This window comes from Phaeobacter sp. 11ANDIMAR09 (assembly GCF_001294455.1).
In the GTDB taxonomy this organism is placed as follows: domain Bacteria; phylum Pseudomonadota; class Alphaproteobacteria; order Rhodobacterales; family Rhodobacteraceae; genus Pseudophaeobacter.
In genome coordinates this window covers 97,395-121,438 of the sequence record NZ_LIKT01000004.1, presented here as the reverse complement: position 1 = coordinate 121,438, position 24,044 = coordinate 97,395, and the positions used below count along the sequence as shown (strand labels likewise).

Sequence of the window (24,044 nt, the reverse complement as noted above, 5' to 3'; positions counted from 1 at the left end):
GGCGGCTCGGGCTGAGAGAACCTCTGCCTGAGCCACGACAGCCGCATGTCCTTCCCGCCTTTTGCATCCGACAATTGGATGCACGCAGGCCCCCTCCCACATTCTCCTGCCCTTGTATGCCAACCGCGAAATGCTGCCTGAATAGCCTGCCTGTTCAAGGGGGGCAAAACTTGGTCTCAGGCTTGTGAGGGCGCCTTCCCCTACGCCACCTTTGACAGCGAGGCCCTTCGGCCACCATTCTGTCCTGCGAATGGCGTGACTAGGGAGGGGACAATGCCGCTGGAGCTTTTGTTGATCCTGGTTATTGGGGGTATCGCGGCCATTGCCCTGCTCCTGCATCTGACCGGGCGGTCAGATCTGAGGGTGCTTGGCGAGGCTCAGGCGCGTGAAGCCTGGCTGCGGCAGTTTCCAGAAAGCCCCATTGCCGATCTGACCCTGGCCAAAGACGGGCACGCCGCCCTGATCCAAACTGCGGATGATAGCGCAGAGCTTGGCCTGGTGTGGTCCTTTGGGGCCGACACCGTGGCCCGCTTTCTAGCAGATGCCAAATTGAGCCCCTGCAAACAAGGGCTGCATCTTCGCCTTGCGGACTTTTCAGCTCCCAAGGTGCATCTGCACCTAAGCCAGCCCGAAGCCATGCTCTGGCAAGCAATGATCGAGGCGGCATCAGCCCCGCAGCCCCAGATGCAAAACCAGCCCCCAGCACAAGAGGTATAGGCCATGGATGCTGTCTCCTTTCCCGATGTTACCCAGTTGGCGGTGCCGATCTTCATCGCCGCCATCTTGGGTGAATTCCTCTGGATCGCGCTCAAGGGGCGCGGGGGGCGCTATGAAACCCGCGATGCGGTGACCTCGCTGATTATGGGCGCCGGCAGCGTGGCCTCGGGAATCGTCCTTGGCTTTATCGCCTGGGGATTCTTTATGGTTCTATGGGAAATCACGCCACTGGATCTGGGCACCTCGATCGGGGTGATTGTCCTGTGCTTTGTGCTGGATGACCTGCGCTACTATTGGGTGCACCGCTTTGGCCACCGCATACGCTGGGTCTGGGCCAGCCATGTCAATCACCATTCCAGCCAGCACTACAACCTGACCACCGCGCTGCGCCAGACCTGGACCGGCACCTTTACCTTTATGATGGTGGTGCGGGCGCCGCTGGTGCTGCTGGGGTTTCACCCGGCGCTGGTGCTCTTTGTCGGCGGCATCAACCTGGTCTACCAATTCTGGATCCATACCGAGGCCATCGGCAAGATGCCGCGCTGGTTTGAGGCGGTGATGAACACCCCCAGTCACCACAGGGCCCACCATGGTCGCAATCCGCGCTATCTGGACTGCAACTACGCAGGCGTTTTTATCATCTGGGACAAGATGTTCGGCACATTTGTGCCCGAACAGGAGAATGATCCGGTCGACTATGGGCTGGTCTACAATATTGCCACCTTCAACCCGCTACGGGTGGCCTTTCACGAATGGGTTGCGATCTATCACGATGTGACCCAGCCGGGGCTCAGCCTCAAAGAGCGCCTGCTCTATGCGCTGGCGCCCCCCGGCTACAGCCACGACGGCAGCCGCGACACCTCGGACACCATCAAGGCCAAGCACCTGGCCCGCCAGCCCCAGGACAGCGGCACGCCCGGGTTCTGATAAGCGGGAGAGCCCATGCCGCCTGGAATGCTGTTCCTGAAATTGGGTTTTGCTAAAATTTTAGATTTAAGCCTCAATTCACCCTTTTGCGGGAAAGTCCCTGACGACGCATAGTTTTCCCAGAAAACGGCAGAAGCAGGAGGCAAAACGTGGTCAATAAGCGAAAACTGAGACGGGCAAATATGGCCGAAGGGTCTGAAGATCCGCTTTCCGCCGCTGTGGTCTCGCGGGATCGCTCAACCCTGGACATGGTGGCCGAGGCGGTCAAACATAACCAGACCATGCTGGCCTATCAGCCCGTCATGCAGGCGATGGCGCCGCATGATATTGCCTTCTACGAGGGATACATCCGGGTTCTGGATGCCACTGACCGGGTGATTCCGGCACGCGATTTCATGCATGTGGTCTACGACAAAGAAATCGGCCGCGAGCTGGATTGCCTGGCCCTGCAGCACGGGCTGCGGGCGCTGGCGAAGTCACCACAAATCCGCCTGTCGATCAATATGTCTGCCCGCTCCATCGGCTATCGGCGCTGGTCCAAGGTGCTGGACAGTTTCCTGAAAAAGGATTCGACCATCGGCGAACGCCTGGTGCTGGAGATCACCGAGGCTTCGGCCATGGCGGCGCCCGAACTGGTGGCCGACTTTATGGACCGGATGCAGGAACACGGCATTGCCTTTGCGCTCGACAATTTTGGCGCCGGCACCACAGCCATTGGTCATTTCCGCGAGTTCTTTTTCGACGCGGTCAAGATCGACGGCCAGTTCATTCGCGGGATCTGCGGCAGCCCGGATAATCAAGCCGTGGTGCGGGCTCTGGTTGGCATCGCCAAACAATTCGACATGCTGATTGTTGCAGAATCTGTAGAAACCCAGGCCGAGGCGGAATTCCTGGTCTCAATTGGCGTCGATTGCCTGCAGGGCTTCCTCTATGGCGCCCCCACGGTCTCGCCGCCCTGGCTGGAAAACATGAAACAGCGCAATCGCGCTTGACGCAGATTTTATTTCCTTTGTCGGCTCGGGTCGCGTTCCCCTAAAGCACTGCCTTGGTGTGAAAATTTTGCTGCGATGCGGCAAAACCAGATCCGCCTCTGCTCATCCCAGAAGCGGGTTTTTTCGTTTTTTACATATGCCAGTTGACTCCGGCCCAAGCCCTGAGACACCCTGTCAATTGCTGCAACTGCAGCAAGACGCTATATCTGTCCCGGAGAGGGAGGTGAGTATTTGTCTTTTTGCGCCAGGGTCAGACCCGGCAAACTGCATTTCCTCACGAGAGAATTTGATGGCAGAGGACCAAACATAATGACCAATGTAGTAATTGCATCCGCCGCGCGTACCGCCGTCGGCAGTTTTGGCGGAGCCTTCGCCAATACGCCCGCCCATGATCTGGGCAGAGCGGTACTGGAAGCCGTGGTGGAGCGCGCAGGCGTCGACAAATCCGAAGTCTCCGAGACCATTCTGGGCCAGGTTCTGACCGCCGCACAGGGTCAGAACCCGGCCCGTCAGGCCCACGTCAATGCTGGCCTGCCACAGGAAAGCTCGGCCTGGGGAATCAACCAGGTCTGTGGCTCCGGCCTGCGTGCCGTGGCCCTCGGAGCTCAGCACATCCAGCTGGGGGACGCCTCGATTGTCTGCGCCGGTGGTCAGGAAAACATGACCCTGTCCCCCCATGCTGCCGCCCTGCGCGCTGGCCACAAGATGGGCGATATGAAATATATCGACACCATGATCCGCGATGGTCTGTGGGATGCCTTTAATGGCTACCACATGGGCCAGACCGCCGAGAATGTTGCCGATAAATGGCAGATTTCGCGCGAGATGCAGGATGAATTTGCCGTCGCCAGCCAGAACAAGGCCGAAGCCGCGCAAAAAGCCGGCAAATTCGCCGATGAGATCGCCGCCTTCACGGTGAAGACACGCAAGGGCGAGATCATTGTTGATCAGGATGAATACATCCGTCACGGCGCCACCATGGAGGCCATGCAGAAACTGCGCCCAGCCTTTGCCAAAGAAGGCTCTGTCACAGCGGCCAATGCCTCTGGCCTCAACGATGGTGCTGCCGCTACCCTGTTGATGAGCGCCGATGACGCTGAAAAGCGCGGGATCGAGCCGCTGGCCCGGATTGCTTCCTACGCCACTGCCGGCCTGGATCCGTCGATCATGGGCGTTGGCCCGATCTATGCTTCGCGCAAAGCCCTGGACAAGGCCGGCTGGTCCGTCAGCGATCTGGATCTGGTTGAGGCCAACGAAGCCTTTGCCGCGCAGGCCTGCGCCGTCAACAAGGACATGGGCTGGGATCCTTCGATCGTCAACGTCAACGGTGGCGCCATTGCCATCGGCCACCCTATCGGCGCCTCGGGCTGCCGGGTGCTGAACACGCTTTTGTTCGAGATGAAGCGGCGCGGTGCCAAAAAAGGCCTCGCCACGCTTTGCATCGGTGGCGGCATGGGCGTTGCCATGTGCCTGGAGCGCCCATAAGGCGCTGCCGCATTTGACATAGGACAGGGCGCCCTCGTGGCGCCCTTTTTATTACCCCAGAGGCCTTTGCTGCAGGTGCGACAATTTACGCGGCATCGCGGCAAAAATCCATTGCGCAATATTGTTGCGTATAGCATTATCAATGAGTAGCAAGATTACCGAGAGAATCTCGAACTGGAGGAAAACTGAATGGCACGTACTGCACTCGTCACCGGCGGCTCACGCGGCATTGGCGCAGCAATCTCAAAGGCTCTGATGGATCAGGGCTGCACCGTGGCCGCGACCTATGCGGGCAATGACGAAGCGGCGGCAAAGTTTACCGAAGAGACCGGTATCAAGACATACAAATGGAATGTCGGCTCTTATGAAGAAAGCCAGGCAGGCATCGCACAGGTTGAGGCCGATCTGGGCCCCATTGACATCGTGGTGGCCAATGCCGGCATCACCCGCGATGCCCCCTTCCACAAGATGACGCCGCAACAATGGCAAGAGGTCATCGACACCAACCTCACCGGCGTGTTCAACACCGTTCACCCGATTTGGCCCGGCATGCGCGAGCGCAAATTTGGCCGCGTCATCGTGATCTCGTCCATTAACGGTCAAAAAGGCCAGTTTGCCCAGGCAAACTATGCCGCAACCAAGGCCGGCGATTTGGGGATCGTGAAATCCCTGGCCCAGGAAGGTGCCCGCGCGGGCATCACTGCCAATGCGATCTGTCCTGGCTATATCGCCACTGAAATGGTCATGGCGGTGCCAGAAAAGGTACGCGACTCGATCATCAGCCAGATCCCAACAGGCCGCCTGGGTGAGCCCGAAGAAATCGCCCGCTGCGTGGCCTTCCTGGCTTCCGACGATTCGGGCTTTATCAACGGCTCCACCATCTCGGCCAATGGCGGTCAGTTCTTCGTCTGATTTTGCCTCTGCACAAAGAAACAAGGGCCGGTCTTTTCAGACCGGCCCTTTTTAGTCCCGTAAGAACATGTGCACTATGCCCAGCGGGAAAACCCAAAACCTGCGGTCCTGGTGACCCCGGATTTACGCGACCGGAACAGCCAGGACAGAACAGAAAACAGCGCCTGACTGCGCTCCGCATGTGCGCGTTCCATCGCCTGCTTGACGTTGCTATTTGCTGAATAACCCATCTACTTGGCCTCCGTTCGGATTAAAATTGTCTATCTGAAGCCAATATGAGGCTTTAAAACAAAAGCTACAAACGAGACTTTCCAAGCCTTCAGTTAAGTATTACTTGTGTGATATGTCAGATCGTCTCCCTCCCCTCACCGCCCTGCGGGCCTTTGATGCCGCCGCCCGGCACATGTCCTTTGCCCTGGCCGCTGCGGAATTGAACGTCACCCCTGCTGCTCTGTCTTTTCAGATCAAATCTCTGGAAGAACACCTGGGCGCGCCGCTGTTTCGCCGTCTCAATCGCGCGGTGGAGCTGACCGAGGCCGGGCGCACCCTGGCGCCGGGCGCAACAGAGGGCTTTCAGGCGCTCTCGGCGGCCTGGATGGCCACCAAACGGCTGCAGGACAACAGCAGCCTCACCGTGACCGCGGGCCCTGCCCTGACGGCAAAATGGCTGGCGCCGCGGCTTTATGAATTTGCTCGCGCCCATCCCGAAATTGACCTGCGGTTTTCGGCAACCCTGCGCAATATGGATCTGGCGCGCGATGACGTCGATGTGGCGATCCGTTTTGGCTATGGTGAGGATGACGGGCTGTATTCCGTGCCGGTGCGCAAGGAATGGCTGACACCGGTGATGACCCCGAAACTCGCCGAAGAGTTCCCAACGCACGAAAGCCTGATGCAGGCACCGCTGATTTTTGACGACTCCATCGATTTTTTGCAGCCTGCCTGCGACTGGCCCACCTGGTTTCGCGCCGCAGGCATCAGCTACAAGCCGCTGCACGGCACCCATTTTTCCAATGCTGATCACGCCATCAACGCAGCGGTCAGCGGCATGGGGGTCGCGCTGGGGAGACGCCCGATGATAATCGGCGATGTCCAAGAGGGGCGTTTGGTGACACCATTCAAGCTGGCGATCGAAACCAAGGCCCGGTTTCGCTTCCTCTGCCTGCCCGGGGCGGAAAAACGCCCCCAGATCAAAGCTTTTCGCGATTGGTTTCTGGCAGAGATCGAAAAAACCGCGCATATATCCGACGGTTTCACAGTTATCCCGGTTGAGGAGATCGCCGCATTATGACCCGTACCAAGGCCACCGCAGTTGGGTTTGTTGCCGTACTGCTCTGGGCGCTCCTGGCGCTCTTGACCGTTGGCTCTGCACCAACCCCGCCACTGCTGCTGAATGCCATCTGTTTCACCATTGGCGGCACATTAGGATTGATTTGGACCATGCGCACGGGTGGTCTGGGCCAGTTGCGAGAAGTCTCCTGGAAGGTATATGCCTTTGGCTCTGTTGGGCTGTTTGGCTATCATGCGTTGTATTTTTCGGCGCTGCGTCTCGCCCCCGCAGCCGAAGCGGGCCTAATTGCCTATCTCTGGCCGCTGCTGATCGTGCTGTTTTCCGGCCTGCTGCCTGGCGAGCGCTTGCGTCCCGGTCATATGGTGGGCGCGGTACTGGGCTTTGCCGGGGCCGCAGCCATCATCACCGGCGGATCTGGCGGCTTTCAGCTGGCGTTCCTGCCCGGATACATCCTGGCTCTCCTCTGCGCCCTGACATGGTCGGGCTATTCGGTCCTGTCCCGTCTGCTGGGCTCCGCGCCGACAAGCTCGGTCGCGGTGTTCTGCGTGATCACCGCCATTGCCTCCTGGGGGCTGCATTTTGCAGTAGAGGAAACCGTCTGGCCGCAGGGCACGCTGGGCTGGGTCTCAACCCTACTGCTGGGCTTGGGGCCTGTTGGGCTGGCCTTTTATGTCTGGGACATTGGCGTCAAACAGGGTGATATTCAGATGCTTGGCACCAGCTCCTATGCAGCCCCCCTGCTGTCCACCCTGGTGCTGGTTCTGGCCGGGGTTGCGGAGCCGAGCTGGGCACTGGCACTCTCGGCGGCATTGATCACCGCAGGCGCTGCCATCGCCGCAAAAAGTGGCTGAGCAGCCCCCAAACACGCAAAAGGGCTGCCAGATCTGGCAGCCCAATAGATCAAATCGTCCAGCCCGCCCCACCTTTGGGGCGCAGCTGGGAGGATGGCCTATGCGACAGCAACATCGCTGCTTAGGCGCTCAATCTCTTCCTTGAGTTTCAGCTTCTGTTTTTTCATCTCGGCGATCTCCAGACCATCGGTACTGGGGGATCGTTGGGCCTGCTCCACTTCCATACTAAGATGGTCGTGTTTCTTTTTCAGTTCGGTGAGATGCGAGCTGAGGCTCATGGCGATGCTCCTTTTTAAGCGAGACGTTCAACCCCAAAACTGCGGGGTCTGGTCGAGTGGAGCATAAGTTTTGCCGACTGTCACGCTGCAGACGCATAGTTTTTGTCATGAAATTGTTATATCGGCCAAAGCTCGCCAATAGCGTTATTTTTATGGCTCAAACTAACTCAAATTGAACAAATTACCCCTTTGGGTTCTTGCAAAACGCCCCGCTGGCACCTAGCTTTGCGCAGGCCAGTTCAGAGCGGCGCCGTCTCGCAGAACAGCCCTCACCTCAGCCCGGTAGCTTTCGACATCCGCTATATGGCGGGCGCCTTCATGTAGGATCAGCGGCGCGTGGAGGCGAAAATCGGCGCGCCCCCCTTTGCGGGCCCGCAGCAAGACCAGTTCGGCCGGGCGGCCCACGCGCGGGGCAAGCGGCAACACTTCGAGTGACCCAAGACGCCCCTGACAGGCGGTCAGGATTTCGGGCAACCGATCCGCCCGCTGTATCATATGCAGATAGCCCTTATGGGCCAGTCGGCGCGCGGCCGTGTCAATCCAGATCTCCAACGGCGTGTCGCCGCCCAAGGCAATCTGACGCCCCGCATCCTCCGCCGGGCTATGCGCTCCGGCGCGGTAATAGGGCGGATTGGCCAAGACGTGGTCAAAATGTCGCTGGCGCAGATCTGCGGGTAAAGCCGCGATATCCGCCTCGAACACCTCAATCTCCTGACTGTTCTGCGCGCCGTTGCGGCGGGCCAGTGCGGCATAATCCGATTGCAGCTCGACGCCCGCAAGCGCCAGCCCCGGCACCCGGGCACCCAGACACAACAACACCTGTCCTGCGCCGCAGCCCAGTTCCAGAACCCGTTGTCCTGCCCCTGCGGGCACAGCAGCGGCCAGCAGAACCGGGTCGACCCCGGCGCGATAACCTGCGCGCGGCTGCCACAGTTGCACCCGGCCACCCAGAAAATCATTCAGCGACAGGTCACCCTCGGCACGGCCACCCAAGACGTAGCTATCCGTCTTGCCTGCGCGGCTCATGTCTCGTTGCCAAGTGGAATTTCATTGTCCAGCATCGCCCGTTTCGCCTGCAGATAGTCGCCTTCGCGCACCATCAGCCGCCGCGGGAAAATCCCGATGCCACCTTCGAGGATGCTCATATTTACGTCCATCTGAAAGCAGTCTATATCCTCACCCTCAAGAAGGGCGGATGCAAAGGCCAGGACAGTCGGATCGGTGCTGCGCAAAAGTTCTTTCATGGGGATGGATCTAAGGGCAAGGTCACGGTCTTGTCGAGCCTGAAAGCCGGGAATGCAATGAACCAAGTCACAAGTCAAAAACCACACGAATTGCTCGCCGCCACTTTGAGAGATGAGATGGAGGCGGTGAATACGCTGATCCAAACCCGTATGGCCTCGGAACATGCGCCGCGCATTCCTGAAGTGACAGCCCATCTGGTCGGCGCCGGCGGCAAACGCCTGCGCCCCATGCTAACCCTCGCCGCCGCGCGGCTTTGTGGCTATGAGGGCGCGCATCACGTCAAACTGGCGGCAACGGTGGAGTTCATTCATACCGCGACGCTGCTGCATGATGATGTGGTGGATGAAAGCGGCCAGCGCCGAGGCCGTCCAACGGCCAACCTCTTGTGGGACAACAAAAGCTCGGTTCTGGTGGGCGATTACCTGTTCTCCCGTAGCTTCCAGTTGATGGTGGAAACCGGCTCTTTGCAGGTTCTGGACATTCTGGCCAATGCCTCCGCCACCATCGCCGAGGGCGAGGTTCTGCAAATGACGGCGGCCTCCAATCTGGCCACCGATGAAGCGATCTATCTGCAGGTTGTGCGCGGTAAGACGGCCGCACTGTTTTCAGCTGCCACCGAAGTGGGCGGCGTCATCGCCGAGGCGCCAGAGGCGCAGATCAAGGGGTTGTTTGACTACGGGGATGCGCTTGGCATCGCTTTCCAGATCGCAGACGACCTGCTGGATTATCAAGGTGACGCGGCCACCACAGGTAAGAACATCGGCGATGATTTCCGCGAGCGCAAGTTGACCCTGCCGGTGATCAAGGCCGTGGCCCAGGCCAGCGACGAAGAACGCGCCTTTTGGACCCGCACCATTGAGAAGGGCCAGCAGCAAGACGGTGACCTGGAACAGGCTTTGGCGCTGATGGAAAAATACGGCACACTGGAGGCCACCCGTCAGGATGCGCTGATGTGGGCAGAAAAGGCGACAGAGGCCTTGAGCGCCCTGCCAGATCATCCCATCCGCCAGATGCTGCACGATCTGGCGGAATATGTAGTCTCCCGCCTGCACTAGACCGGGGCTCAAGATATTCAATCGCCGCCACGCCCGCAGCTATGCGGGCGTTTTCATTTGTGTTTAGCTCTCCGCCGAGCCCTTACCCAGTTGACCGGAAGTTGATTTACCTGCCCATGCTGCGCCTTGTATTTCATGCCTGTATCATTGCCGTTCTCACGGCTCTGACCCAGCTGGGCGGCATTGCCTGGGCTCTGTCACGGCTGTTTCGCCGTCCTCTCCTCCCCTTTGCGCTGCTTTATACCGGGCTGAGCCTCGCAGCGATTTGGCTGGCACCGCTGACCGGTCGAACGGCGTTGTCCTGTTTTGAACGCGGCCCGCTGCAGGTACAGTCCTGGTTCTACTGCGCCACCAACCGGACCTATGTCACGCCTGAGCTCAAGACCGTGCTGGAAGAGGCGGCAGAGCGGATTGCAGAGGGCTACCCCGGCACCCAGACGCTTGTTTTAGATGCCAATTTTCCCTTTCTCACCGGCTTTCCCCTACTGCCGCACTTGTCCCATGACGATGGCGAAAAGGTCGACCTAGCTTTTTACTATGCAGATGCTGCCGGGGACCACTATTCGGGCCAAGTCCGCAGCCCGATCGGCTATTTCGCCTTTGAACAAGGGCCAACGAACTGCCCGGACGCCCTGCTTTCCCTAAGGTGGGATCTGGATTGGTTGCAGCCTCTATGGAAGACCTTTGAGCTGGAGCCTCAGCGCAATCGATTGCTCGTCAAAACCTTGGCGGGCGATCCGCGGGTGGCCAAGATTTTCATCGAGCCGCATCTCAAGCAATCCTTGGGGCTGACCAGCGACAAGATCCGCTTTCAGGGCTGCCGCGCCGCCCGCCACGATGATCACATCCACCTTCAGCTCTAACGCAGGGTGACCGCTCGGATCCACCAATCAGGGTGTTCGGTGCCGATTTCATAGGCTGCCATATGGGCCGCTTTGAGGGTCGAATAGAGCGCAAAGCAGGTGGCGCCTGAGCCCGACATTCTGGAAAGCAAAGCCCCCTTGCTGACAGCCAGATCGCCTAGAACTCGGTCAATGTCGGGTGCTGCGGCGCGCGCCGGCCCCTCAAGGTCATTGCGCTGCTCGCCCAGCCAGGCGGCACAGTCACTAATGTCGTCAAAGCGCGGAATTGCAGCAGGCATCGGCGCATTTTCACGAGACTGCAGCGCCGAAAACACCGCGCCAGTTGCGACAGGACAACCAGGATTAACCAGGAGCGCAGGCAGCTCCGGCAGCGCGACCGGGGTGATCTGTTCGCCAATGCCCTGCATCCGTGCCGCAGTTGCTGCCATGCAGACGGGCAGGTCTGCCCCCAGCGACAGGGGCAGATCCGCGGGGATCTCAAAACCGTCGCCTGCCAGAGCGTTGAGCAGGGCCGCCGCATCCGAAGAACCACCGCCAATGCCCGCCCCATGGGGCAGTTGTTTGTTCAGATGCACCGCGCCCGACCAGCCTGCGCCCTGCGCCGCCTTCCAGACCAGATTGCGCTGATCCTGCGGCACCCCTTCTGCAAAGGGGCCGCTCAATTCGATGGCCATCTCTGGCCCCGGGTCGAGCTGCAGATGATCACCAAGATCAGCAAAGGCGACCAATGAGTCCAACAGATGATAGCCGTCACTGCGCCGACCAGTCACATGCAGGGACAGGTTGATTTTGGCAGGCGCAAAGACCTCAGTCGCCATTGGCCACCTGCAAAGGCGCGGCCCCTTCCTGTTCCAAAACCGCGTCCAGACCCAGCTCCAGCTTGCTGCGGATACGGGTCGGATCGGCCTCACCGTCGCCTTCGCCGGATTTGATGAAGGAGAGCGCGCGTTTCCACTGGAACTCAGCCTCACGCAGCCGGCCCACGGCCCAATAGACATCGCCCAGATGATCATTGACCACAGGATCCACCGGCATCAATTCCACCGCGCGTTCCATCGGACCCACGGCATCGGCGTAGCGGCCCAAGCGGTAAAAGACCCAGCCCAGGCTGTCGACGATATAGCCAGAATTGGGCTGCGCTGCGACAGCGCGTTCAATCATCCCCAGGGCCTCGTCCAGTTTTTCAGGGCTGTCTTCTTTTTCAATCAGCGAATAGCCAAGATAGTTGAGCACTTGAGGGCTGTCAGGACGCAGCTCCAGCGAGGCGCGAAAATCGGCCTCGGCCTTCGGCCAGTCCTTGAGACGCTCATGGGAAATTCCACGGGCATAATGCAGGAACCAACGGCTGCCGGAGTCTTCGGACATGTGGGTCAGCGCCGAATCATAGGCGGTGACGGCGCCTGCGTAGTCTTCCTGCTGGCGCAACAGATCGCCCAGGCTGATCGAAATCTGTGGCAGGGTCGGGAAATCCCCGATCAGGCGCTCCAGAACTTCTGCGGCGGCATCCGGCTTGGCCGCCCGGCGCAGCGCCTCGGCGCGGCCCATTTCGGCGGCGTAGTATTCGGGGTGATCGCTGGGCACCTGTTTATAGGTGGCGATGGACAGCTCATAGCGCCCCAACTGATCCAAGAGTTCCGCGCTGAGCAGAACTGCATCCACATGGCTGGGGCTCAGCTCTGCGGCAACACGGGCATACATCAGCACAAAATCATTGGCCGCTTCGCCGTTCATCACCGCTGCCAAGGTAAAGAAGACCTCTGCGATGCCATCGCGGGCGGTGCTGGCAATGGAAAAGCCCAGCGGTTCCTCAGCCTCCAGGCGGGCGCGCATCTGATCCAGGGCGGGATCGCTGCCGGCGCCAAAGCTGTCGTTCAGTGTCGCGAGGGCCATATCAAATGCCCCCAATTGCGACTGAATTTCGATGCGCGCCAGGGCTGAACGCCGCGACAGGCGGGTGAGCTGCCCATTGTTTTCGGCAAACAGCGCCTCAGCACCGCCGTAGTTGCCCGCCGAGGCCAGCGCCAGAGCCTTGTGATAGGCTGCAAAGGGGCGCAGGGCCTCCTCTTCTGCGATGCGGTCAAAAACCGCGATGGCCCTGTCCACAGAACCAATACCCATCTGCGCCCAGGCCTCTATCAGACCATCCACAAGGGGATGAATAGCGCGGGTGTCCAGATCGCGATCCAGAATGGCCTGAAAATCATCCGCCAGAGCAAAGCCCCCCGCCATGACGATATTGGCCGCCTGACTGCGCAGATTGGCCTGCCAAAGCCGTTCGGCCACGGGAATCGCCTTTTGCATCTCGCCCTGCGCCAGATGGGCAAAGACCACGTTTTCCATCAGCAAAGGATTGGCAGGGTCCCGCACCAGCGCCCGGGTGTAATAGTCCGCCGCGGCGGAAAAATCGCTCTCAAAAGTGGCAGCTCGTCCAGCCAGATAGGACCCGGCCAGACCGTCGGCCGAAGCCTGCTGAGCGGTTACAAAGCTTCCGGATGCTGAAAAGGCAACCAAGGCCAGCGCCGTTAGGCTGCGAAAATGTGAAATCGGCACCTGGAGTTCTCCTTCTGCGTGGGCGGCCTGCTCAAACCGAATCGTAGTGCGGGACCTGGTGACACGCAATGGGGCGACCCGAAGGCCGCCCCAATTTTACGTGATTTCCTGATGAAACCGTCAACACAGACGCAAGTTTGCCCGTTTTGTTGCGGGCCCTGCCAAGCCTGGGCTTACATGTTCGGATAGTTCGGACCGTCGCCGCCCTGGGGTGTGGTCCAGGTGATGTTCTGGCTTGGGTCTTTGATATCGCAGGTTTTGCAATGTACGCAGTTCTGGAAGTTGACCACAAACTCCGGCTTGCCATCCTTTTCCACCACCTCGTAGACGCCGGCCGGGCAGTAGCGCTGCGCCGGTTCGTTGAACTTGGGCAGGTTGGTCGAGATCGGCAGGTTCGGATCAGCCAGACGTAGGTGGCAGGGCTGGCTTTCCTCGTGGTTGGTCGCCGCAAAGCTGACGTTCGTCAGGCGATCAAAGGAGAGCACCCCGTCTGGCTTGGGATAGTCGATCTCTTTGTGCTTGCTGGCTTCTTCGGTCGACTCGGCGTCGTTTTTGCCGTGCTTCAGAGTGCCAAAGAGCGACAGGCCAAAGAGCGTGTTGGTCCACATATCCAGACCACCCAGGGCCAGCGAGGGCAGCATGCCCCATTTGGACCACATCGGCTTGACGTTGCGCACCTTCTTCAGGTCCTTGCCGATCTCGCCATCGCGCACGGCGGCTTCATATTCGGGCAGCTCATCACCGGAGCGATCCGCCTTGATCGCGGCATAGGCGGCTTCGGCTGCGGATTTACCCGACAGCATGGCGTTGTGGTTGCCTTTGATACGCGGCACGTTGACCATGCCAGCAGAGCAGCCCAACAGCGCCACGCCGGGGGCCACCAGTTTGGGCATCGACTGATAGCCGCCCTCGGTGATGGCACGGGCGCCATAAGCGACGCGTTTGCCGCCCTTCAGCAGATCCGCCACCATCGGGTGGTGCTTGAAGCGCTGGAATTCCATATAGGGGTACAGATGCGGGTTTTTGTAGTTCAGGTGAACCACAAAGCCGACGTAGACCTGATTGTTTTCCAGGTGATAGATAAAGGACCCACCACCAGCATTGGAGTTCAGCGGCCAACCCATGGTGTGGGTGACAGTGCCCTCTTTGTGCTTGGCGGGATCGATCTCCCAGATCTCTTTCATGCCAACGCCGTATTTCTGCACGTCCTTACCGGCCTGCAGGTCGTATTTGGCGATAACCTCTTTTGACAGCGAGCCACGCACGCCTTCGGACAGGAAGACATATTTTCCGTGCAGTTCCATGCCTGGCTCGGTGTTGGGACCGTAAGAGCCATCTTCCTCAAGACCAAAGACACCGGCAACCACGCCTTTGACTTCGCCTTTGTCGCCATAGACCAGCTCGGAACAGGACATGCCAGGGAAGATTTCAACGCCCAGCTCTTCGGCCTGTTCGGCCATCCAGCGGCAGACATTGCCCATCGAGACGATGTAGTTACCGTGGTTGTTCATCAGCGGCGGCATGGGGAAGTTGGGGATGCGAACCTCACCAGCTTCACCCAGCATATAGAAGTTGTCTTCCTTGACTTCCGTGTTCAGCGGCGCGCCTTTTTCCTTCCAATCCGGGATCAGGGCATCCAGGCCACAGGGGTCCAGAACCGCGCCGGACAGGATATGAGCGCCCACTTCAGAGCCTTTTTCCAGAACCACGACCTCAAGGTCGGCATCCAGCTGTTTCAGACGGATCGCGGCAGACAGACCGGCGGGGCCAGCCCCAACGATCACTACGTCATATTCCATCGTTTCGCGTTCGATCTCGGCCATAGAGCTGCTCCTTGGCTAGTGTATTCGCTACCGGTCCCATTGCTGGGGCGCGCTAAGAGTAATTTTCTTTCGCGGTTGCTTAGCGTTTGGCAACATGCAAGGTCAATCCAAACTCTGCGTTAGTTGCGCCAGAACCGCGCTTTGCCGCAGGGAAAGGGCCGTTTTCGCCGTTCAAGCCCCCTTTTCCGGCGTGCCGCTTACCTCTGGGCTGTCGCCCATCAGGTATCGCGGCCCCTTTCCTTTTTGCGCAGCCTGATCCTGAGGGTTGTAGAGGGCGCATTTGGGCAAAGACAGGCAGCCACAGCCGATACAGCCGTCCAGATTTTCGCGCATTTTCTGCAGCGTTTCGATTCGCGCATCCAAATGCTGACGAAACCCGGTCGAGATCCGCTCCCAATCTTCCGGCGTTGGCGTGCGCCCGCCGGGCAGCGTTTTGAGAAAGCCGCGAATCTCGGGCAGGGAAAAGCCGAACTGCTGAGCGATCATGATAAAGCTGAGGCGGCGGATATCGGCCCGGTGAAAGCGGCGCTGACCCCCGGCATTGCGCCAGGGCTCCAGTAGCCCCTGTGTCTCGTAGTAGCGAATGGCCGAGACCGCGAGCCCCGTCCGTTCAGACAGATAGCCAATCGCCACTCCTGCGGATTTTGCCATAATGCGTGCCTTTCAAATTTGGGGTGAAAAAACTCTTGAGCTCAAGTTAGCTTTAGAAATTACCGTAAGGCGACTCACAATCAAATGCCACGCAAAAGGAGCAAGCAGATGAGTGCTATTCTGGAACATGCCAATGTGACCGTCACCAACCCCGAGGCCACCGCAAAATGGATGGCCGATGTTTTTGGTTGGCACAAACGTTGGTCAGGGGCCTCGATCCACAATGGGTTCAGCCTGCATGTGGGCGGGGCCGACAGTTATCTGGCGCTTTATGCGCCGCCCACCACGCCAAAATCACCGGGCAACAGCTACACAACCCGGGGCGGGCTCAACCATCTTGCTGTTACGGTCACGGATATAAAGGCCACCGAAGCCGCGGTTTGGGCCGCCGGGTTCACCCCAACCAACCATGCGGATTACGAACCCGGTCAGCGCTTTTACTTCCGCGACGGGGACGGGATCGAATATGAAGTGGTACAATATGATGATTGATTTTCTCTGGCAGGCCGATCTGCCCAATCTGCCGGACCACGGCATTTTTCCGCGCAAGCCGCCACCAAAAACCGCAAAATTTGCCGATTGAGCCGATTTGCCTGTGGAGAGCGTGCTGCGCCCTCTTGAAATTTCTGCCCAGATTGGGTCAGGTAAATGCCAACACAAAAGACGGGCCCCGCTACAGTGCTGTTGCGGGGCTCTGGCTTTGGTAGACCCGACATCCGAATGACCCAACAGCTATTTGTTTAGCCAAACGACCTGGACCCAAGATATGGAAAAGATCCCAATGACTTCTGCGGGTCACACCGCACTCGAAGCAGAGCTCAAGAACCTGAAATCGGTTGAACGCCCCAATATCATCAAGGCCATCGCCGAAGCCCGCGAGCTCGGCGATCTCTCCGAGAACGCCGAATATCACTCTGCGCGCGAGAAACAGTCCTTTATCGAGGGTCGTATCAAGGAGCTCGAGGGCATTCTGAGCCTCGCGGATGTCATCGACCCCAGCAAGCTTTCCGGCTCGATCAAATTTGGCGCCAAGGTCACTCTGGTTGACGAGGACACCGACGAGGAAAAAACCTGGCAGATCGTGGGCGAGCATGAGGCCAATGTCGAGGCAGGTCTGTTGAACATCAAATCCCCCATTGCGCGCGCTCTGATTGGCAAAGAAGAAGGCGACAGCGTCGAGGTCCGCACGCCGGGTGGTGTGCGTGGCTACGAAATTCTGACCATCCTCTACGCATAGGGCCTGCATCCGGGGGCAGAGCAAGGCATCACAATGGTTCCTCTTGCCTCTGCCCCTGAAACCGCTAGCCTAGTAGTAACCCATTACAAACCTGCTCTAGTTTTCGGATTGCGAACCCGCCTATGACCGCCCAGGATGCCTCCAAACGCCCCTCTCCCCTTGCTGGGCGCGGCACCGATCCCGGACAAGCTGACGCTGGAATGGGCAGTGCCGAAGTCGTAGCCATCCTGCTCTCTGCGCTCTGGCTCTTGGTGGTCTTGGCCCTGTTCCTTCTGGCTCCGGCGGATCAGGGTCTGGCCCAGTGGACCCCAACCGTATTGACCGTTCTGGCCATTGTGATGCCGCTGGTGATGATCTGGGTTGGCACCACCGCATTGCGCTCGGCGCGGGTGATGCGCAGCGAAAGCCAACGACTGCAGGCTGCAATCGACAATCTGCGCCACAGCTATCTGTCCCATGTGCAGCAAACCGTAGCCACGGGCGAACCAACCGTGAGCCAAAAACTGGAAGAGATCGCCGAAACCGCCCGCAAGACGGAAACCGCACTGGCCACTTTCCAGAGCAGTCGCCATGGCCCTACCCGCCCAGCCATTCCGGCCGAAGCCACCAAACTGGCCACCGAGGATCAGGGCAGCCTGGCGCTTGGCACCTCCGCCGAGGACATGGCCCCCCCGCTGCCTGCAGAGCAGTTCATCCGAGCGCTGAACTTTCCCGAAACAGCCGAAGACGAAGACGGGTTTTCCGCCCTGCGCGCGGCGCTCAAAGACCGCAAAGCCGCCAAGGTTGTGCAGGCTGCTCAGGATGTGCTGACGCTGCTGAGCCAGGATGGCATCTATATGGATGATCTGCGCCCTGACATGGCCCGCCCCGAGATCTGGCGGCAATTTGCTCAGGGCACACGCGGCCGCGCCGTAGCCGCCCTTGGCGGGGTGCGCGATCGCACCTCTTTGGCGCTGACCTCGGCCCGGATGAAACAGGACCCCATTTTCCGGGATGCGGCGCATCACTTCCTACGTCGCTTCGACCGGATGTTTGCAGAGTTTGAAACCGAGGCCAGTGATGGTGAGATCTCAGCACTGGGCGACACCCGTACCGCCCGCGCCTTTATGCTGCTGGGGCGAGTTGCGGGAACGTTCGACTAGCGCGCAGATCTTTCTCGGCAGGGGGCTTTGCCCCCTCGCGCCACAGGCGCTCACCCCCAGGATATTTTGGGCCAAATGAAATCAGCCCCTCTTCATTTGGCTTTAAATATCCCGGAGCGCGAGGCAGAGCCTCGCATCTGGCCGTTTTACAGGCGGAAACTGTCGTAGGGGATAAAGCGCACAGGGTCGCCTGGATGGATCGCCAGAGCACCATCACCCAACTCTACCAGGCCTTCGGCCCAGCTGAGACCCGAGATACGGCCAGAGCCTTCGGATTTAAACACCTCGACCTGACCATCGCGCACCCGCGCGCGCAGATATTCGCGTCGTCCCGTTTTTTTGCGTTTGGCAAAATCGGCGGGCAGCTCAAACCCCTGCGGCTGCAGCCAATTGGTGCCCGCCATCTGCCCCATGGCCGGGCGGGCAAAGATCAGCGTACAGACCAGGGCTGCCACTGGGTTTCCCGGCAAACCAAAGACTGGCACGCCGTTCCAGACAGCCAATGCCAGTGGGCGGCCTGGTTTCAGGGCGATGCGCCACTCCTGAAGGGCCCCGCTTTCGCGCAGCAACGCCGAGACATGGTCTTCGTCCCCAGCTGAGGCACCCCCACTGGTGAGGATCACATCCACCTCAGTCGCTGCAGCATTCAGCCGGGCGCGCAGGGCGGCCCGGTCGTCGGACACCCTGCCAAGATCCACTGGCAAAAATCCCATTTGCCGGAGCAGCGCCAGAAGCATCGGCCGGTTGGCATCATAGATCTGACCCGGCGCGGCCACTTCACCGACCTCGCAAAGCTCATCTCCGGTAGACAGCACCCCGACCCGCAGTGGCTTGTAGACCTCCACTTCGGACACACCTGCAGCCGCAGCAAGGGCCAGATCGGCTGGGGTCACCACCCGCCTGGCCGTTAAGACAGCCGCGCCCCGGGAAAAATCCTCCCCTGCTCTGCGGGTATTCGCGCCCTGCTTAAGAGGTCCGCGAAAGGCGATTTCGCCACTTCCCAGGGTCACATCCTCTTCCAGAATAACCGTGTCCACTCCCGCTGGCAGCGCGGCCCCAGTCAAAATGCGGATGGCCTGCCCCGCAGGCACAGCCCCCTCATAGGCCAGCCCAGCTGCGGCGCGCCCGGGCACCAGAGGCAGGACATGAGCGCCCTCTGCCACGGCACCAGCAAAGCCGTAGCCATCTACCGCCGTGTTTGGCAGCGCCGGGTTTGAACGTTTGGCGATGACATCCGCTGCCAGCACCCGACCCAGAGCTTTGGTCAGCGGCAGGCTCTCGCTAGGGACCACCCTCCGCACCCGATCCCGCAGCAGCGCCAGGGCTTCATCCACCGGGGTCCAATCGACACCGGCGGGTAGCGAAAAGCAATCATTGCGCAGAGGTGGTGGTGTCAGGGTCATCGGCATCCTGCCTTTACAAAAAGGAGCTAAAGCGTCAGCTCTGCGGCGATAAAATCCGCAATCGCTGTGGTGTCGTCCAGATCAAAAACCTGCTGTTCGCAGTTCAGCGGCACGTCACTGGCCAGGGCGCGAATGCTGGAATCCTGCGGTGCGATCAAGGGCTGGCCGGCAACAGCGCGGTGAGCCTCGATCTTGGGGTGAGCCTCGCGTTTATATCCCTCGACCAGCACCAGATCCACCGGTGACAGCCGCGCCAGCAGCGCTGCCAGCGGCGGCTCTTGGGCCCCGCGCAGCTCCTGCATGATGGCAATGCGATAGGTCGAGGCCAGCACCACCTCCGAGGCCCCGGCCATGCGGTGTCGGTGACTGTCGGTACCGGGCTGGTCCACATCGGTGCTGTGATGCGCATGTTTGATGGTTGAGACCGTCAGGCCACGTTCGGTGAACTCGGAGACCAAACGTTCCATCAGCCCGGTCTTGCCGCAATTCTTCCAGCCGGTGACACCGTAGATTTTCATCTGAGCAGCTCCTCTGCCCGGCGCAGATCTGCGGGCGTGTTGACGTTGAAGAAGGGATCAAAGGGGGTGGCCTCGAACAGGGCTTCGCACCCGCCGTGCTGATCGGTCCAGAGCACCACCTTACGCAGCCCCCCCTTCAGGGCCACGCGCAGATCATCCCGCAGGGCAACCGGCCAGAGGCCAAAGGTGGGATGGCGATTGACCTTGCTGCGGCCGCCGGATTTCAACTCTTCGCCGGTGCGCGGTGTGGTGGCCAGAACCAGCGGATGTTCCTGCCCTGCAGAGGCGGCACCCAGTCGCGCCACCAAGTCCTGCGGAAAGAAAGGCGTATCCGCAGCGGCAGTGACGATTGCCTCTGCGCCCTGCTCGGCGGCCCAATCGAGCCCAGCCAGCACGCCCGCAAGCGGTCCGGCAAAGCCTTCGATTGTGTCGGCGACCACTGGCAAGCCCAGATCAGAGAACCGCGCAGCATCGCCATTGGCGTTGAGCGCCAGGCCTGCGACTTGCGGCGCCAGCCGGTCGCGGACACGGGTCAGCAGGCTCTGGCCGCCGATCTGTAACAGCCCCTTGTCGCCACCGCCCATGCGGGTGGCGAGACCTCCTGCAAGAATTACACCGAGCGGTTTGGTCATAGAATGTAGCCCTCTTGCTTTGGCCAAGGTGGCGTTTTGAAGACGACGAACAACAGAATGCAGAGCGATATGGGCAAGACCCAAACTGTAGTTTTCAGACCCAAGAGAGCCACAGCAAGGAGCGTAACCCATAGGTTCATTCGAATACGCCGAGCCGCAGACCTGGTGGTTTTTTGCATTCCCCCCAATTTGGGCAACCCCCATAAAAAGAAGCGACGGCCCGCAAGGCGATGTGCTGCCTTGTCCGCAGATGAGCTAGCCGACCACTCTAGCGCATGCAGTGGAACCCATTCCACGGCCTCTCTCTGAGTCTTTGGATAGGTTCCAATGGCAGCGTCCACAATTCTCTTGTCCTCGGGTCCATACCAAAGCCCATAACCAAAACCGGCTACAAACACGAAAGACATCAGCGATTCATCAATATGGCTTTCCAAGAAAAGATAAATCTCACTCAAGATGTCAATCATCTCTCCCCCTTCCGCTTATGCTTCTTGCCCTCCTGCGGCACCGATTTGGGATCCATATCGCGCTCCAACCGTTCATCGCCGGACAAGCAGGTAAACCGCTGCCCCTTCATGCGCCCAATCAGGGTGAGGCCGACCTGCTGCGCGATCTCAACACCCCAGGCGGTAAAGCCCGAGCGCGAGGCCAGCACCGGAATCCCCATCATCGCGGTTTTGATCACCATTTCCGAGGTCATCCGCCCCGTGGTATAGAGGATCTTGTCCGAGGCCGAGACGCCTTCTGAGAGCATCCAGCCGGCGATCTTGTCCACCGCGTTGTGGCGGCCCACGTCCTCCATATAGACCAGCGGGCGATCGTGGTGGCACAGCACCGTGCCATGGATCGCGCCGGCCTCAAGGTAGAGCGAGGGGGTGCGGTTGATCTTATGCGCCAGCGCATAGAGCCAGGAGGTTTTGACCGGGGTGGCGGGCAGCTGCACATTCTCCAGCCCCTCCATCATATCGCCAAAGACCGTGCCTACGGCGCAGCCAGAGGTGCGGGTCTTTTTCTGCAGCTTTTCCTCATGGCTGGTCTCCACTGCGGTGCGCACCACCACGGTTTCCAGCTCTTCATCAAAATCCACCCGCGTAACCACGTCATCGGGCAGCAACATGCCCTGATTGCGCAGAAAGCCCAGCGCCAGATATTCGGGGTAGTCGCCAATGGTCATGGCGGTGACAATTTCCTGCCGGTTCAGATAGATGGTCAGCGGGCGTTCCTCGACCACCGACAGATCCACAAGCCTGCCGTGTTCATCTCGGCCCTGCACCGGACGGGTGAGCCCTGCGCGGCTGGGGTCAGGCGCAATCAGATAGTCGGCCATGATTTCTGTGAGGTCAGATTTTATTACCAATTGCAAAACCTCTGTAAGCTGCCTAGCTATTCGGCAGTCAATCTAGGACGCACGCATGGCAAGCACCACACCGAAATCCCTGTTTTTGAAAGGACTGGTCGATAGCCTGCCCTTTCTGCTAGTGGCCAGTCCTTTTGGCCTGCTTTTTGGCGTCTTATCCGCCGAAGCGGGACTAAATGTCCTTGAGGCTCTGGCTTTTTCCCTCGCAGTCTTCGCCGGCGCGGCCCAGTTCACCGCCCTACAACTGCTGCAAGAGAACACGCCTCTGCTGATCGTGCTCACCTCGGCGCTGGCGGTGAACCTGCGCATGGGAATGTATTCTGCGTCTTTGACGCCCTACCTTGGCGCAGCGCCGATGTGGCAGCGCGCCATTGCGGCCTATCTGACCGTGGATCAATCCTATGCCCTGTCGATCGTAAAGTTCGAAGACGAACCTGAGATGAGCTTGCCCCAGCGCATGGCTTATTTCTTTGGCACCACCTCGGTGATTGCGCCCAGTTGGATGGCCGCCACCGTGGTCGGGGCCTGGGTTGGCGCTCAGATCCCGGCAAGCTGGGGGTTGGACTTTGTCCTGCCGCTGGCTTTTCTGGCGATGATCGGGCCGATGCTGCGCACGCCTGCCCATATGGTTGCCTGTTTTGTGGCCATTGTCGCCTCTTTGCCCGCCACGCTGATGCCGCATAATCTGGGTCTGATCGTCGCCGGTCTGGCCGGCATGATGGCGGGTGCGCAGACTGAACTCTGGCTTGAACAGGCCGCCGCCCGCAGCAAAGCCAAGCAGGAGACTGCGCCATGAGCACATTTGACCAAACCAGCCTCTGGATTGTGATCATTGGCATGGCCGTGGGCAGCTTCGCGCTGCGCTTTGCCTTTATCGGATTTATGGGCGGCCGTCAGATGCCGGACTGGCTGATGCGGCATCTGCGCTACACGGCGGTGGCCATTCTGCCCGCATTGGTTACGCCCCTGGTTGTCTGGCCCTCCCCGACAGGCGGAGAGACCAGCCTGCCGCATCTGGCCGTGGCGGCGCTGACCTTTGCTGTGGGCTACCTCACCCGCAATGTGCTCTGGGCGCTGCTCAGCGGTGTTAGTGGGTTTTTGCTGCTGTTCTTGCTCGGCTAAGCAGAAAACAAAACGGCTGAGCCGGTTTCCCAGGCTCAGCCGCTCCAATCTTTGGTCGCCCCCTACGAGCGTTACTCGCTCTGCGTGGTCTCGTAATTCAGGACAACATTGCCCTCTGCCAGGGCTTTTTGCAGATCCGCATCGTCATCCTCAAAGTATTTTGTGGTGACAACACCCGGCAGCGCGGCGAATTGCTCGGACAGTTTCACCGGATAAAAGGTGGTCTGAACCCCCTCCAGCCCCGGAATTTGTTTCAGGATCGAGGAGGTCGAATTGGCGCAATAGGCCCCTGGCACCCGTCCATTTGAGATCGCCAGCTCATAGGCGCGCTGTGCCTGAGCAGGGGTCACTTCGAGCCGCTGCATCACCACATGATGGGTGCTGCGGGCATGTGCACCGCGATAGGCCAGCACCACGCCGGGGGTGATGCCAAACAGCACGTCATTCCGTTCCGGCACAACATCGGCATAAAAAGAGCCCGCTGGATCAAAAATGATCCGCTCAGAGGCGTTGATCATCAGCGATGTATGGCCGCCAGATCCGGTCCGGTTGTTGACCATGGTAAAGAGCGTTAGCGCCGGAGGCCCACTGTGCACGTATCGCGCCGCCGCAAGAGTCGGCGCATCGGCATTAGGCTTCTTCTGGGCCGCACAGCCCGCCAGCGCAATACAGCTCGCAAAAAGAGCCGCACGCAGAGCAATGCGGCCCGGCGTCCGGCGTCCAAACGCTTTACCAAATGTCATGGGCAAGGAATCAGGTCGCAAATACGGCGAGGAACAGCGCCAGGACCACCAGGAAGATGGTGAAACGCGTGGTGAAGGTGATGAAACCTGCATAGGTGTCTTCTTGAACTTTGCAGTCCATGGTGCCGTGTTTATGTTCAGCCATGACGGATCTTTCTATTCGCGAATGTTTTTTGCTGAATACTGGATTTCAAATTGCCTGTCACCACGTCATTGGCGCGCAGGGGGGCAAAAACCCGGAGCTGCGACC

Annotated in this window: 29 protein-coding genes; 14 read left to right on the top strand and 15 right to left on the bottom strand. The window is 59.7% G+C overall.

From position 1 onward, the window contains the following. Positions 1–273 precede the first annotated feature (273 nt). The 5 genes from AN476_RS04870 to phbB all read left to right on the top strand — a co-directional run bounded on the left by AN476_RS04870 (position 274) and on the right by phbB (position 5,033). Entirely contained in the window at positions 274–717 is a 444-nt protein-coding gene (locus tag AN476_RS04870; RefSeq protein WP_054459859.1) for a hypothetical protein, read from the top strand. Between the two features lie 3 nt (positions 718–720). After that, complete coding sequence (locus tag AN476_RS04865; RefSeq protein ID WP_054459858.1) at positions 721–1,644, top strand: sterol desaturase family protein; 924 nt, start codon at positions 721–723, stop codon at positions 1,642–1,644. Between the two features lie 182 nt (positions 1,645–1,826). Next, entirely contained in the window at positions 1,827–2,636 is an 810-nt protein-coding gene (locus AN476_RS04860) for an EAL domain-containing protein (protein ID WP_054459857.1), read from the top strand. A 309-nt stretch (positions 2,637–2,945) separates the two neighbouring features. Continuing rightward, positions 2,946–4,121 carry an acetyl-CoA C-acetyltransferase gene (locus AN476_RS04855; protein ID WP_054459856.1) on the top strand — a complete coding sequence of 392 codons (1,176 nt, stop codon included), beginning with the start codon at positions 2,946–2,948 and terminating at the stop codon, positions 4,119–4,121. 189 nt (positions 4,122–4,310) lie between these two features. Then, positions 4,311–5,033 (top strand): acetoacetyl-CoA reductase, encoded by a 723-nt coding sequence (gene phbB, locus AN476_RS04850; RefSeq protein WP_054459855.1) that lies wholly within the window; start codon positions 4,311–4,313, stop codon positions 5,031–5,033. A 74-nt stretch (positions 5,034–5,107) separates the two neighbouring features. Here phbB and AN476_RS23045 read toward each other — a convergent pair whose 3' ends face one another. Continuing rightward, complete coding sequence (locus tag AN476_RS23045; RefSeq protein WP_172684792.1) at positions 5,108–5,263, bottom strand: hypothetical protein; 156 nt, start codon at positions 5,261–5,263, stop codon at positions 5,108–5,110. 113 nt (positions 5,264–5,376) lie between these two features. Between AN476_RS23045 and AN476_RS04845 the strand changes: the two genes are divergently transcribed. Next, complete coding sequence (locus tag AN476_RS04845; RefSeq protein WP_054459854.1) at positions 5,377–6,324, top strand: transcriptional regulator GcvA; 948 nt, start codon at positions 5,377–5,379, stop codon at positions 6,322–6,324. Then, entirely contained in the window at positions 6,321–7,175 is an 855-nt protein-coding gene (locus tag AN476_RS04840) for a DMT family transporter (RefSeq protein ID WP_054459853.1), read from the top strand. The genes AN476_RS04845 and AN476_RS04840 overlap by 4 nt, the downstream gene beginning before the upstream one ends. A gap of 98 nt (positions 7,176–7,273) precedes the next feature. Here AN476_RS04840 and AN476_RS04835 read toward each other — a convergent pair whose 3' ends face one another. The 3 genes from AN476_RS04835 to AN476_RS04825 form a co-directional block, all read right to left on the bottom strand. Continuing rightward, positions 7,274–7,453, bottom strand: coding sequence for a YdcH family protein (locus tag AN476_RS04835; RefSeq protein WP_054459852.1), 180 nt, complete (start codon positions 7,451–7,453; stop codon positions 7,274–7,276). A 219-nt stretch (positions 7,454–7,672) separates the two neighbouring features. After that, positions 7,673–8,479: a tRNA1(Val) (adenine(37)-N6)-methyltransferase gene (locus AN476_RS04830; RefSeq protein ID WP_054459851.1), complete on the bottom strand. Its 807-nt coding sequence runs from the start codon at positions 8,477–8,479 to the stop codon at positions 7,673–7,675. Further along, on the bottom strand, positions 8,476–8,697 hold the full coding sequence (locus AN476_RS04825; RefSeq protein WP_054459850.1) for a DUF2007 domain-containing protein: 222 nt from the start codon (positions 8,695–8,697) through the stop codon (positions 8,476–8,478). Before AN476_RS04825 ends, AN476_RS04830 begins: the two co-directional genes overlap by 4 nt. A 57-nt stretch (positions 8,698–8,754) precedes the next feature. Here AN476_RS04825 and AN476_RS04820 point away from each other — a divergent pair, with 57 nt between their 5' ends. Together AN476_RS04820 and AN476_RS04815 are read left to right on the top strand one after the other, a co-directional pair. Then, entirely contained in the window at positions 8,755–9,753 is a 999-nt protein-coding gene (locus tag AN476_RS04820) for a polyprenyl synthetase family protein (protein WP_054459849.1), read from the top strand. Between the two features lie 116 nt (positions 9,754–9,869). Further along, positions 9,870–10,616, top strand: coding sequence for a hypothetical protein (locus tag AN476_RS04815; protein ID WP_054459848.1), 747 nt, complete (start codon positions 9,870–9,872; stop codon positions 10,614–10,616). Here the strand turns inward: AN476_RS04815 and AN476_RS04810 are convergent. The 4 genes from AN476_RS04810 to soxR all read right to left on the bottom strand — a co-directional run bounded on the left by AN476_RS04810 (position 10,613) and on the right by soxR (position 15,640). Further along, positions 10,613–11,434, bottom strand: coding sequence for a 4-(cytidine 5'-diphospho)-2-C-methyl-D-erythritol kinase (locus tag AN476_RS04810; protein ID WP_054459847.1), 822 nt, complete (start codon positions 11,432–11,434; stop codon positions 10,613–10,615). The genes AN476_RS04815 and AN476_RS04810 overlap by 4 nt on opposite strands. Continuing rightward, entirely contained in the window at positions 11,424–13,166 is a 1,743-nt protein-coding gene (locus AN476_RS04805) for a tetratricopeptide repeat protein (protein ID WP_054459846.1), read from the bottom strand. The genes AN476_RS04810 and AN476_RS04805 overlap by 11 nt, the downstream gene beginning before the upstream one ends. Before the next feature lie 173 nt (positions 13,167–13,339). Next, positions 13,340–14,989, bottom strand: coding sequence for an electron transfer flavoprotein-ubiquinone oxidoreductase (locus AN476_RS04800; protein WP_054459845.1), 1,650 nt, complete (start codon positions 14,987–14,989; stop codon positions 13,340–13,342). 171 nt (positions 14,990–15,160) lie between these two features. Then, a complete protein-coding gene (soxR, locus tag AN476_RS04795) occupies positions 15,161–15,640 on the bottom strand; it encodes a redox-sensitive transcriptional activator SoxR (protein WP_054459844.1) in 480 nt (159 codons plus the stop codon). A gap of 108 nt (positions 15,641–15,748) precedes the next feature. On the opposite strand from soxR, the gene AN476_RS04790 reads away from it, so the two are divergent. The 3 genes from AN476_RS04790 to AN476_RS04780 all read left to right on the top strand — a co-directional run bounded on the left by AN476_RS04790 (position 15,749) and on the right by AN476_RS04780 (position 18,019). Further along, a complete protein-coding gene (locus tag AN476_RS04790; protein WP_054459843.1) occupies positions 15,749–16,132 on the top strand; it encodes a VOC family protein in 384 nt (127 codons plus the stop codon). Between the two features lie 274 nt (positions 16,133–16,406). After that, on the top strand, positions 16,407–16,877 hold the full coding sequence (greA, locus tag AN476_RS04785) for a transcription elongation factor GreA (protein WP_054459842.1): 471 nt from the start codon (positions 16,407–16,409) through the stop codon (positions 16,875–16,877). A gap of 122 nt (positions 16,878–16,999) precedes the next feature. Next, positions 17,000–18,019, top strand: coding sequence for a hypothetical protein (locus AN476_RS04780; protein WP_054459841.1), 1,020 nt, complete (start codon positions 17,000–17,002; stop codon positions 18,017–18,019). A gap of 146 nt (positions 18,020–18,165) precedes the next feature. On the opposite strand, the gene glp is transcribed toward AN476_RS04780, so the two are convergent. Genes glp through fdhD form a run of 5 tightly spaced genes read right to left on the bottom strand, consistent with a single transcriptional unit; the run spans position 18,166 to position 21,899 of the window. Then, positions 18,166–19,422 (bottom strand): gephyrin-like molybdotransferase Glp, encoded by a 1,257-nt coding sequence (gene glp / locus AN476_RS04775; RefSeq protein WP_054459840.1) that lies wholly within the window; start codon positions 19,420–19,422, stop codon positions 18,166–18,168. 26 nt (positions 19,423–19,448) lie between these two features. Next, on the bottom strand, positions 19,449–19,940 hold the full coding sequence (gene mobB / locus AN476_RS04770; protein ID WP_054459839.1) for a molybdopterin-guanine dinucleotide biosynthesis protein B: 492 nt from the start codon (positions 19,938–19,940) through the stop codon (positions 19,449–19,451). Continuing rightward, positions 19,937–20,572 carry a molybdenum cofactor guanylyltransferase MobA gene (mobA, locus tag AN476_RS04765; RefSeq protein WP_054459838.1) on the bottom strand — a complete coding sequence of 212 codons (636 nt, stop codon included), beginning with the start codon at positions 20,570–20,572 and terminating at the stop codon, positions 19,937–19,939. The genes mobB and mobA overlap by 4 nt, the downstream gene beginning before the upstream one ends. Next, positions 20,569–21,039, bottom strand: coding sequence for a hypothetical protein (locus AN476_RS04760; protein WP_054459837.1), 471 nt, complete (start codon positions 21,037–21,039; stop codon positions 20,569–20,571). Before AN476_RS04760 ends, mobA begins: the two co-directional genes overlap by 4 nt. Beyond that, positions 21,036–21,899 (bottom strand): formate dehydrogenase accessory sulfurtransferase FdhD, encoded by an 864-nt coding sequence (fdhD, locus tag AN476_RS04755; protein WP_054459836.1) that lies wholly within the window; start codon positions 21,897–21,899, stop codon positions 21,036–21,038. The genes AN476_RS04760 and fdhD overlap by 4 nt, the downstream gene beginning before the upstream one ends. A gap of 85 nt (positions 21,900–21,984) precedes the next feature. Between fdhD and AN476_RS04750 the strand changes: the two genes are divergently transcribed. Next, a complete protein-coding gene (locus AN476_RS04750; protein WP_054459835.1) occupies positions 21,985–22,725 on the top strand; it encodes an AzlC family ABC transporter permease in 741 nt (246 codons plus the stop codon). Further along, entirely contained in the window at positions 22,722–23,051 is a 330-nt protein-coding gene (locus tag AN476_RS04745; RefSeq protein WP_054459834.1) for an AzlD domain-containing protein, read from the top strand. Before AN476_RS04750 ends, AN476_RS04745 begins: the two co-directional genes overlap by 4 nt. A gap of 71 nt (positions 23,052–23,122) precedes the next feature. On the opposite strand, the gene AN476_RS04740 is transcribed toward AN476_RS04745, so the two are convergent. Beyond that, the gene (locus AN476_RS04740; RefSeq protein WP_054459833.1) at positions 23,123–23,794 is read right to left on the bottom strand and encodes a hypothetical protein; all 672 of its coding nucleotides are present in this window, start codon (positions 23,792–23,794) and stop codon (positions 23,123–23,125) included. Between the two features lie 10 nt (positions 23,795–23,804). Next, positions 23,805–23,939, bottom strand: coding sequence for an aa3-type cytochrome c oxidase subunit IV (locus AN476_RS04735; RefSeq protein ID WP_054459832.1), 135 nt, complete (start codon positions 23,937–23,939; stop codon positions 23,805–23,807). Positions 23,940–24,044 lie beyond the last annotated feature (105 nt).